Below are 10906 nucleotides of genomic sequence, written 5' to 3' on the forward strand. Positions count from 1 at the left end.
ACGCGGTACTTGGTTACCTCACGTCCGCGCCCGCTGCGTACCTCCGATCAGAGTACCAACCCGATCATGAGGCTTTACCCGATTGTTTCGCAGGAGGTTTCCCCGCGTTTCGACGCAACGGCCTGGGCAGGTTATGGAAGGCGAACCGCAAGCCGCACATGCCACCCACAGCTACTGCAGCGCCGCCGACGAACGGACCCACGTACTCCACGAACGGGCTCTCCAAGGCCGCGCGCGTCCCCCATGACGTCAGGGCCCACGCAGCAAGGAAGGCGTAGGCGGGAAGCAGGAGCCGGCGGAACAGCGTGACCATGCTCCAGCCGACAGCGCCTCCTGCCAGCCACCACTCACGAAGCCGCAGGGTCCCGTCCTTCCACGGCTCCGGCGCAGGCGTCGCTCCAGCCTTCGCTAACTCGGCCTGACGCCACTTCTCCATTTGCAGCTCTCTCGGGGAGAGCCGCGCTCGCGCAGCCTCCGCACGTTCGGCGGCCCGGATGCGCAGCGCCCTGTAGTAGAGCCAAACCGCGACCACTCCGGCCGTAAGGCTCAGCGCGAGCCGGATCGTGTCGACCACGACCCGCTCGTACAGCCCGAGACGAAACGTCTCGTAGCCCAAACCGAATAGCCCAATAGCCAGCGCCAGCGCGCCCACGGCGAGCAAGACGCCTCGCAGCCCGTCCTTCTCCTTGCCGTCACCCTGCCAGAGGTAGCGGAGATACGCGCGACCGCGGCGGTGTTCGCTCACGAGTTGCTCCCAAGCGCCTCGGCAGCCAGCACGCCGTCCAGCAAGGAGGCCCCTGACCCGGGCAGTGCCTCGCGAGCCCTGCCCAACACCTCATCCGCCTCCTGATCGAGGTAGGTCGCGCAGCTCAGTTGATCGTGGAGGCGTAGGTAGCTCGCCCAATGCCCGAGGATGAAGCCCGTGCCCTCCTGGTCCACCGGCGGCGAGGTGGCGACCATGTTCATCTGAACGAGCATGAAGAGCGCAGCGACGTCATAGGCGTTGCCGCCCATGCGCCTCATCTGAATTCGCGCCACCCGCAAGGTGGGCCGCTGCCAGGGCGCGATATCGTAGCCGTACTCGAAGTGCAGAACCGTGGCGGCTCTCGCGTCGTGCCACAAACCAAGCATCGCGTGCGCGTCCCCCTTCTACCGCGCCGTCGAAGCTACAGGGAAATTCGTCATATGGAATATCGGCATTCAGTTCTCCGCCCCCATCGCGACGGCGGGCCCGAGGACAATGCCGAAGACCATCTTCGAAGGAGCCAACGAGGTGGTGGTCAGCGTCGTGCGCACTGCGCGGGAGGAAGCAGGCCTGACCCAGGCGGAGGTGGCGCGGCGGATCGGACGGGACCAGAGCCACGTCTCCCTGATCGAACGCTCGCAACGCCGCCTGGACGTGGTGGAGTTCGACAAGATCGCCCGCGCCATCGGCGTCGACCCTGTGGACCTCTTCGCGCGCATTGCTCGCCGGCTCGATCCCGGCAGTTGAGAGGCCGCGCGGCGCGCCTCCGGTGCTGACCCAATGTCAAGTCGGGAGCCTCGGAGGCGCGCGCCCGGCGAACGCGGCGGCCCGCCACGATGGCGGAGTCGGAACGCCGGGGCCCAGCCGCCGAGGGTAGGACAGAGAGCCCCGGCGCGTTGCCCGACCCGGCTCACTCCCCGGATCGACTGAAGTGCCGCCCGCGGGCAGCGCAGCTTCGATAGACCCTGAGCGCGCTTCGCGCCAGCTTCCCGCGCGGACCTGTGGATGAAACGCACCGCTGCCACCGCAGCCGTCGCGAATCATCGTCTAGTGGTTGAGATTGCGTGAAGTGCGTGATCGGCCACGCGGGCTCCACCGCGTCGGAGCGACGGTCATGAAGATCGGAAGGAACGCCGGCACGGGCCGGTTTACCCCGGTCAAGACCGCCCAGGACAAGCCCAAGACCCACGTGGTCGAGACGGTGAAGTCCGGGTCGAAGTCTAAGAAGCGGCGCTAAAGACCGTACACGATTCTCGACGTTGGCTCAGCGATATGCGGCGTGTCGGGAGTGACTGGAGGGAGAGGCGGCCCACTGCGGCCAAGCAAGAAGAGCCGTCCTCCCCTCCGATTTCACGCTCACGCGCCCGGCTTCTCTGCCCTGCGTTTCCATTGGCAGGCAAGAGCGTCGAGTGCCAAGGCCGAGAGGCAAGAAGGCCATGGTAAGAGCTTCACCGTCACCGGCGGCCAACCCGGCTGTGCGAGACGAAATCCTCATCACGCACGCCAACCCGGAAGACAACGCCGTCGCGCGCTGGCTGGCGGCGCGGCTGACGACAGCGGGCTATCGCGTCTGGGTCGATGTGCAGGAGCTTCGCGGCGGCGACGACTTCTGGAACGTGATCGAGGACAAGCTCCGCCACCACGTGGTCAAGCAGATCGCGCTGGTGTCGCGTCATGTGCGCAAGCGCGGCGTCCTGAAAGAACTGGCCCTGGGTGACGGGATCGGGCGCCAGCTCGGCGACGACCAGTTCATCATCCCGATCCGCGTGGACGACGTTCCCTACCTGGAGTTCCCGACGGAGCTGCTTCGCCTCAACGCGCTGGAGGCATTCCCGAATTGGGCCGGCGCGCTGGCGCCGCTCCTCAAGACCCTGGAGGACGCCGGCGTGCCCCGGCGCACCGGACCCGACACAGAGTTCCTCGCGTCCCTGGTTGAAGCGCAGCAGCGTGGCAGGCTGACGGTGCTGGAGCGACCTGAGACCCTCCTGACCAACTGGTTTCAGATCACCGAGATGCCCGAGCTGCTGACCTTCTACGGCTCGGCCGGGCTGTCGACCCAACTGGAGAACTGGCTGGCCAACTCCCAGAAGCCGCACCTGAAGTACCTCGGCCTGGCCGGCACGTTCACCGACGTCGGCACCTTCCAGGCCGGTGATGTAGCTCCTCCGAAGCTGGATGGCCGGTTCTGGCTCAGGCCCGGGGATATCCTCACGAACGGCGAGGTCGCCCCCTTCCCCAATGGAGCCGAGGGCCGGCGTCAGATGGTCAACCTGCTTCGACAGCATTGGGATTTGGCCATGCACCGGCGCGGCCTGCGCAGGTTTGAGTACGCTAGCGGGGAGATCGGCTGGTTCTTCCCCGATGGCCTCGTGGACGGGCGCGTGAAGCGCACGCTGGCCAGCGGCAAGAAGGTCGACCGTGCCGTGTCCGGAAAGTTCAAGGACAAGCGCTGGCATCTGGCGCTGATCGGTCGTCCACGCCTGTGGCCCGCGCCCATGTTCCGCGTGCATGCGAACATGGTGCTCAGCCTCGACGGCTCAACGCCACTGCCGGGCAAGGAAACTCAGGCGATCCGGCGCCGGCTCACGCGGAGTTGGTGGAACGACAAGTGGCGCGACCTGCTGCTGGCCGGCCTGGACTGGCTCGCGGAGGGGGAGCCAACTTTCGACCTCGCGGTCGGCCGCGAACGTCTCAAGCTCAGCACCGCCCCGCTGGAGGTGCCGTTCCCTGTTTCCTATGAGGCGGAGGAGCGGCGGGAGAGCGAGGAAGCCGCTGATGGCGAGATCCTGCTGGGCGAGGAGCTGGAGACCGACGAAGGCATCGAGCACGAACCGGAGCCCGAAGGCGCATGATCCAGAAGGCGATCTACCTGCCGGAACCGACGCTTGCGTTCGGTCACGGGCAATGTCTCGAAGCGCCCAAGGATGGGCTGTTCCTCTTCGGGCCGTTCGAGGATGCCGGCGGCCGGCACGAGGTGCGGCTCGGCTTCATCGGCACCCAAGCCGGCGCGGGTCTCTTGCGAGCATGGCTCGGCAAGCTGCGGGGCTGGATCGGGCCTTCCCTCAACCGGCACGGTGCCGAGACCACCTGGGCGCCGCCCTGGCCGGGCTTCCAGGCGGTGTTCGGACTCGCTCTGCCGGATCGCCCGATGACGGAAGTCACCCTGGACGGGGTCGAGATCGACTCCGCGATCAAGCGGTCGAACAGGTCGGACGCGGTGCGCACGACCGTGAAGCTCTACGCCGACGCCATCCGACGCCATCGGACGACAGAAGAGCGGCAACCCGACGTGTGGGTGGCGGTCATTCCTGACGTGGTCTTCCGGTACGGCCGGCCGGCGGTCGCGGCGCCGCCCAGGGCGGAGCGCACCGCGTCAACGATCATCTCCTCGCGCGCAGCGAAGGCCTTCTACGAGCGCGGCGATCTGTTTCCCGAGACGATGGCCGACGCCGAGGTCTACCTGTTTGCCAACAACTTCCACCACCAGCTCAAGGCCGAACTGCTCGGGGACAAGGTGGCCTTGCAGTTGATCCTGGAGCGCACCCTGCAAGATCGCGCGCTCGCCAGCCGTCCTGCCAGCCGGGGCCTTCAGGACGAAGCGACCGTCGCCTGGAACTTCGCGACCACCCTCTACTTCAAGATGGACGCCAAGCCGTGGGCGCTCGCCGATGTTCGGCCGGGCGTGTGCTACGTCGGCCTCGTCTTCAAGAACGACGAAACGCCGGCCGCAAAGGGCGAGGCATGTTGCGCGGCCCAGATGTTCCTCAGCTCGGGCGATGGCCTGGTGTTCCGCGGCGCCCTTGGCCCTTGGTACTCGGAAGAGAACCGCGAGTACCACCTGTCGTCCAAGGCGGCCGGCGAACTCATGGCCTCGGTCATTGACGGCTACAAAGACAAGCACGGGCGAGCCCCGTCTCAGCTCTTCATCCACGGTCGGCATCGCTTCAGCCGCCAGGAGTGGGAGGGCTTCAAGTCCGCTGTGGCGCCCGAGACCAGCTTGGTAGGTGTGCGCATCCGGCCGGGTGATGAGATGCGGCTATTCCGGCCGGCGGCCTCGACGCCCGTGCTGCGCGGCGCCGCTGTTGCGCTCGATGACCGCCAAGCCTTGCTGTGGACGCGCGGCTACATCCCAAGACTGGCGACCTATCCGGGCTTTGAAACGCCGAAGCCATTGAGCGTGGAAGTCACTCACGGAGACGCCGACCTGGAGCAGGTGCTGGGCGACGTGCTCGCATTGACGAAGGTGAACTACAACGCGTGCGACTTCGCGAGCGGCATTCCGGTGACGCTGCGGTTCGCGGATCGGGTGGGCGAAATCCTCATGGCCTCACCGCGAACGGCAGAGGCTCCGCCCCTGCCCTTCCGCTACTACATCTGACGGGCTTCGCGCCCTAATCTTCAGCGAAACCGGTGCCTTCCGGGCTGAACTTCAGCGTCTTGGCATTGTCCCGGACGATGGCGGCATCTTCCACGTCGAAGCCGTTGGGCGCTGTCGCCTCGATTTCCAGGCGCAGGCTCAGCTTGACGCCGTCTGTGCGCAGCAACTCGGCGATCACGTTTTCGAGGATCGGTTGGAGGTCGCGCACCGGGCGCTCGGCGCTCAGCTCGACGCTGCCGTAGAACCGCCGAAGCGCCCGCGCCACGCCCGGCTTCTCCTCGACCGCGCCTCCGCCGCTTTGCGGCGTTGCAGGGGTGGTCGGCCCTGTCGCCCCGGTACTCGATCCGCTGCCCTTGAGCTGGGCTTCGGCGACTTCCTTCCGCACCAGCACTGCGTCGGCGTCGAACGAGGGGTTCACGACCTTGCCGAAGACGAGGCCGCGGTAGGTCCCGTCGGCGGCGATGCCTTCCGCGTAGGCGAAGTCGGTGAAGACGTCGCGCAGCAGCTCCGTCAGCGCCTCGCCGAGTACGATATCATCCCGCACCCGCTCAAATCGGACGTACTGGACAAACCAATCGCGAACGGTGGCCAGCGGCACGTGGTCATCTCCGACCGGCCACGCCTCCTTCAGCCTGTCGGAGAGCGTCTGCCGACCCAGCTTCACCAGGACGCTCTGATCGGTGCTGACCCTATCCCAGACGGCCTGGGCGACCGTCTTGGAGCCCGGGTTGCGGATCGTCACCTTGTCCAGGGAGAACGGCTCGCCTTCGATCCGGGGAGGCGTCGGCACGATGATGTGCGACCACGCCCGGCGCACCGAAGACTCCAGTGCGGCCTGACTGTTGGTGGTCTCCTTGTCGGCCTCCTCACGCTGACTGTCCTTCAGGTCCAGCGAGCGGTCGTCGCGGATCGAGCGCCAGGCCAACAGCAGCTTCGCGGCCTTGCGCGCCTCTCCTAGGAGGGGCCCGTCCGGAGCCACGAAGATCAGCGTGTTCCGCGCCTGCCGCAGACGGCCGCCGCCTCGGCGCTTCAGCGCATCTTCCGCCGTCACCATCGCGAGCGGCGGCTCGACCCGGCTATCGAACGTGAAGTTTGGATGCAGCACGATCAGACCGACGGCCGTGCTCTCCTCCGCCTCTTCGGGGTTCAGGGAGCAGGTGTGAACCTTGACGAAGCTCCCCCGTGCCCGCTCGTCACGCTTCAGCAGCGAGACGATCTCGTCGTCCGCCTCGGCGTCGGACTTCTCCTGCGCCTTGGCTTCGGCGAGCTTGCGCAGGGTCGGCTGGGAGCCGAACCAATAGGCGTTGTTCTCGGCGCGCAGGTGCCCCGACCTGTTCGCCAGCTCTGACAGCGCGTCACCGAAGACCGAGACGTTCTCCCCCGGCCGGGCGCAGGCGAGGCGGACGTCGGCGCCGCTCATCCCGCCGCGGGCCTCGCCGAGCGGCGCGGTGCCCAGGAACACGCCGCGGGCAGCCCGGGTCGCGATCCGGTCGTTGCCGTAGCGCTGCTTCTCACCGTCGAGACGGAACGGCTGGGCGCGGTCGCTCTCGACCTCGCCGTCCACGATGGCCGCCCAGGCGGTTCCCTCCAGGGGCTCGATGACAGACCCCCGCACCAGCGGGTCGCCCAGAGGGATGGAGCCCATCTGGATCAGGGGGTCGTTGGAGCCGCTGATCCAGATGCGGCGCGCGGCTTCGGCGATGAACTTGAGCACGCCGCGGGTCCGCTGGAAGCGGTCGAGCCCGCCCCACTCCTGCGCGAGCTTGTCGAACAGCATCGGGTGGACCGGGTAGGCCTCCCGCATCAGCTCGCCGTAGGCGGCTTCGTCCACGCCGGCCGGGAAGTCCTTCTTGTTGTCCCGGTAGTAGCGCCGATAGGCCTCGATGGTCCGGTCGCGTTCCTTCACCCCGGCCTCGTCCAACTCCTGGAACAGGCGTCGCCGGACGATGGCGTAGGTTTCGGTGCCCTGTGCGGCCTGCCAGGACGATTGCAGGCGGCCGAACAGCTTCTCCAGCCGCGACAGCGTCTCCTGCCCGCGGTCGCCGCCGGCCTCGTCTTCCGACTCCGGCAGCGAGCCCACGATGAGCGCCTGGGGCACGCGCGCCGCAGCCTCGGTGAGCGACTGGAAGAACGCGAGGTTCGCGTCGTAGCGCTCCCCGTCGAGCTGCTTCACATAGGCCACGATCTCATCGAGCAGGATGAGGGCCGGCCCGCCCGCGGCCCGCAGCACCTTCTCCAGCGCCTCGCCGCCGGGGTTGGTGCCCGCCGCCTCCGCGCCAGCGATCAGGGAGAGCCCTTCCTCGCCCGCGAGCCGGTAGGCCAGATAGCCCCAGATCGTCCGCACCGGCTTGGAGCCGGCGTAGATCAGGGGCACGTCAGGCCCCTTGTCGCTGCCGGAGAACGCGACGGCCTTTGCCCCCTTCAGACCGGCGGCGTTCCCGATGATCTCGCCCACGCCCTGAAGCGCTGTAGGATCGGTGGCGCGCGCCACGTGCAGCAGCGCCAGCATCGTGTGCGTCTTGCCGCCGCCGAAGTTCGTCTGCAGGCCGATCACCGAAGGGCCCACGCCTGACGCTAGCCGCGACGAGCCGTTGCGCAGGACCAGCTCCAACCCGCCTGTCATGTGGGTGGAGCGGAAGAACTCTGCGGGGTCGCCGTACGGTCCAGTGACTTCACCGCGGTCCACGACCGCGAGGTTGGCCGCGAAGTGATCCAGCGTCAGGCGCCCGGCCGTGATGTCTTCTCTCGGAGGAGCTGTCAGACGCCATGGCTCCAGGGCGCCGACCTTCTGCCCCTCGTTGAAGCCCAAGCCGAGCTGCTTGGAGACATCGGTGGGCGCTGCGGCACCGGACTTGAGCGTGAGGACGGGCCGCGTTTCCTTGGGCGAGCCGGCTGCGGCTGGCGGAGACGGCGTTGCGGTCGGCACCCCCTTTCCGGCCATCTTGCCGATCATGCCGTCAACAAGCGCACGAGCATCCTTCGCGTTATTCGCCTTGATCCCTTCCAGGAGTTCGGCGGCCCCAAGGAGGGCGCGGAGGGTGACGTCATCCGGAACGTCTGCCCCGCCCGCGGGCGCGTGTGAGTAGGCATTTCGACCTGCGTTGGTCGCGGTCGCGGCATCGCGGATGTTGTGCCCCAGGCCGCGCGAGAAGACCTCACGCCACTCGTTCTGGAAGAGACGCAGATAGGCCTGCACATCCAGGTTGCCGCCGCGAACCGCCCCGTCCGGGAAGTTGGCGTGCTGCCGCCAGTTGGCGCCGTAGTTCGCCTCCAGGGCTCGCTCGACAAAGGTCGGGAGGCTGCCCCCCACCACGTCCAGCATCTTGCCCAGCCGGGCCTTATTGGTCAGGACGTCCACCCATTCCCTCGTCAGAAGAGTTGTCCCGGAGTTGCCCGATTGAGGGCAGCGATCTCGGCGATATCGGTGCGGTCCGCCGCTGCTTCGATGGCATCCCACGCTTCGGAGAGCTGCCCCCAGCCGCGGGCCTCTTCGGCCATGCGACGGTCCTCGGCGATGGCGAAGAGGCGGCCCGTCAACCAATAGACGGCACCCGTCATCTCCCGTCCCTCAGCGAGCAGTGCGCCAGCGGACTCGATACCCCCGCCCTCATTTAAGGCGCGGTTCATGGCCTGGGCGAGTTCCCAAGCGGTGAGCGTCCGATCCCGGCTCGGTCGCCAGTTCTCCGGCATCTCGCCCCTGCGGAGCAGGCGCGCATCGCCGCGGTCGGTTATGAGAATGCCTGCCTCCCGAAGACCTCGTTCGGTGAGGTCATAGGACTGCGCCAACTGGATGGCCTTACCCGAGTCAAAGCTGTTCCATCCGTAGGAGGTGAACCAATCCAGCGCAAACCGGGTCGCCGCATCCAAGTCGCCCGAGTCCGCGTGATCAATTTCCCCCCGGACCTGGTTGATAAGGGTGATTGCGCGGCTCACGGACATGGTGCTGTCATCGGCCTCTCGCACCCCTGAGAAGCGCGAGAAGACCGCCATGCCCGGGCCCAGGGCTGCCTGCGGAATATCCACCGGGTGCAAACCCGCAGCGCGCATGCGCTCGATTGCCTTTGGCAGCTCCCGTCGCAGTTCGGCCAACAATTCCCGCCGCCCAATGGTCGGGGCATCGGAAGCGCGTGTGCGACAGACCAGGACGATGGAAGACGCGAGTGCGTTCGCGCCCTGGGCCCTCATCCGCTCAGCGCTTTCGCTGCGCACTGGCCACGTACCATCGACCACGAGACCCGCATCGACGACGGCTTGCAGGAATGAAGCCCAGCCGGCGGAAGTCACTCCATCCTGCGACATCTCTGATTGCTTGAAGGCATAGTAGATGGCGAGAGGGGCGTCGCTGGATGACGCGTTCCGCATCGCGGTGAGAGCTTGACTCATCCCAAACATGAACTCGCGTTCGGCGCGATCCTTAGGCGAGAGCCGGTCCCATCCTACCAGTAGCGGATGATCTTCACGGCCGACCCGGCGCGTCATCTCTGCACGATCTGGCGACCTATGAGGAGTGGCGACAAGTTCACCGGTCTTCGGGGTCTGTAGTCGGCGAAACAACTCTGGCCACACAGCCGAAATGGAACGTCGGAGCCAGACGTAGAAATAGTCAGATAGGTCTGCGTAACCAATATTATCGTAATAGGGAGGGTCAGTGCTTATTAATACTGGGCGAACAGGGTAGGAATTTGCTGGCGCGTCAAGCTGTAGTATGGTTCCAGCGCCCATTGCAGGAACTTTCTCCAGTGCATTCGCAACTACGTCTATGCATGTCTCTGATCCAGCGCTCGATTTGGCAAAGTAGTTCGCCTCGCAATAGTCCCAGACCATAGGAAGCGCCTGGCGTGCCAGCGCTGAGCGAATTGCATTGTCCTTCGGGAGCCATGTCGCACTCGTGCTCCCGTATTCAGCCATTCGGTCAACCGAGAACGCCAAGTAGGTCGCTATGGCATCGGCGTAACTCTGTGGCCCATTCCCACCCTCAGCCAACGCCGTGGTGTCGCCACTCAACCCGCGCGCATCCCATGCAAGCCCTGCGTCCGCGAGTACCTCTGCCCGCAACTCTTCCACCAGGTCCGCAAATGTCGTCAGGCTGACGAGCTGCCGGTCCGTGAACAGATCGCCGTATGTTGAAAGCCCGTACCCCGGCACCCGAAAGCCAAGCGCCTTCGGGTCGAGCCGAGCCTCCGGCTTCCATGACGCGCAGGCCGAGTGAGCCGTGTGTTCTTGCGAACTGGTGGGAGACAGATAGATCCTCCCCCGATCGCCCTCCGCGACCACGGCCATTAGGCGATCTCTTAGTTCGCCGGACTTACCCGCCGCTCGCACCGCGGCCATAGTGATCGGCGCTCCAGTGAGCGCGCAAACGAAACCCGATGTCCCCTTGGTGCCGTCCCTTGCAGTCGCAAGTTCTTCGTTCGTTGCGCCGCCCTGCCGGACCTCGAACCGCCAGCCGTCGGTAGCCGCATTATCACGCACGACCCGAACAAACGCTTCCTTGCCCGCCTTCGAAGACAGGATGAAGGATGATGCCAGCGGGACCATTGCACCCCGGGCCGCAGGGTCGGGCGAACGGACTGTTCGACACCAAAGCCATGCGGTAACGGGAGTGGTTCGACCTCCAGGCAAGGGCGCATCTGGATACAGATGCCCGATGCGCTGTTGCGCTCTCTCGCGCATGCGGCGGCCGTAGTATCGGACGTCGCTCGCAAGCCCTTCAGCTCCCCGCCAAGGAGGAGCTAGAGGCGACCGAGAAAGGCCAGGCTGCACGGGCGCGTACCCGGCGAACC

8 protein-coding genes are annotated in these 10906 nt (G+C 66.4%); 4 read left to right on the forward strand and 4 right to left on the reverse strand.

What is annotated here, in order from left to right; genetic code table 11:
• Positions 1-64: 64 nt before the first annotated feature.
• Positions 65-745 carry a hypothetical protein gene (locus JNL41_RS05455; protein WP_293473261.1) on the reverse strand — a complete coding sequence of 227 codons (681 nt, stop codon included), beginning with the start codon at positions 743-745 and terminating at the stop codon, positions 65-67.
• Positions 742-1131, reverse strand: a complete 390-nt coding sequence (locus tag JNL41_RS05460) for a hypothetical protein (RefSeq protein ID WP_293473262.1) — start codon at positions 1129-1131, stop codon at positions 742-744. Before JNL41_RS05460 ends, JNL41_RS05455 begins: the two co-directional genes overlap by 4 nt.
• Before the next feature lie 109 nt (positions 1132-1240).
• On the opposite strand from JNL41_RS05460, the gene JNL41_RS05465 reads away from it, so the two are divergent.
• The 4 genes from JNL41_RS05465 to JNL41_RS05480 all read left to right on the forward strand — a co-directional run bounded on the left by JNL41_RS05465 (position 1241) and on the right by JNL41_RS05480 (position 5123).
• Positions 1241-1492, forward strand: coding sequence for a helix-turn-helix transcriptional regulator (locus JNL41_RS05465; RefSeq protein ID WP_293473263.1), 252 nt, complete (start codon positions 1241-1243; stop codon positions 1490-1492).
• Positions 1493-1859: 367 nt separating this feature from the next.
• Positions 1860-1982, forward strand: a complete 123-nt coding sequence (locus JNL41_RS05470) for a hypothetical protein (RefSeq protein WP_293473264.1) — start codon at positions 1860-1862, stop codon at positions 1980-1982.
• A 238-nt stretch (positions 1983-2220) separates the two neighbouring features.
• On the forward strand, positions 2221-3597 hold the full coding sequence (locus tag JNL41_RS05475; protein WP_293473265.1) for a toll/interleukin-1 receptor domain-containing protein: 1377 nt from the start codon (positions 2221-2223) through the stop codon (positions 3595-3597).
• Positions 3594-5123, forward strand: coding sequence for a hypothetical protein (locus JNL41_RS05480; RefSeq protein ID WP_293473266.1), 1530 nt, complete (start codon positions 3594-3596; stop codon positions 5121-5123). Before JNL41_RS05475 ends, JNL41_RS05480 begins: the two co-directional genes overlap by 4 nt.
• A gap of 13 nt (positions 5124-5136) precedes the next feature.
• Here JNL41_RS05480 and JNL41_RS05485 read toward each other — a convergent pair whose 3' ends face one another.
• Both JNL41_RS05485 and JNL41_RS05490 read right to left on the reverse strand, forming a co-directional pair.
• Positions 5137-8481: a DUF499 domain-containing protein gene (locus JNL41_RS05485; protein ID WP_293473267.1), complete on the reverse strand. Its 3345-nt coding sequence runs from the start codon at positions 8479-8481 to the stop codon at positions 5137-5139.
• Between the two features lie 11 nt (positions 8482-8492).
• Complete coding sequence (locus JNL41_RS05490) at positions 8493-10661, reverse strand: hypothetical protein (protein ID WP_293473268.1); 2169 nt, start codon at positions 10659-10661, stop codon at positions 8493-8495.
• Positions 10662-10906 lie beyond the last annotated feature (245 nt).

The organism is Phenylobacterium sp., assembly GCF_016793285.1.
GTDB lineage: Bacteria > Pseudomonadota > Alphaproteobacteria > Caulobacterales > Caulobacteraceae > Phenylobacterium.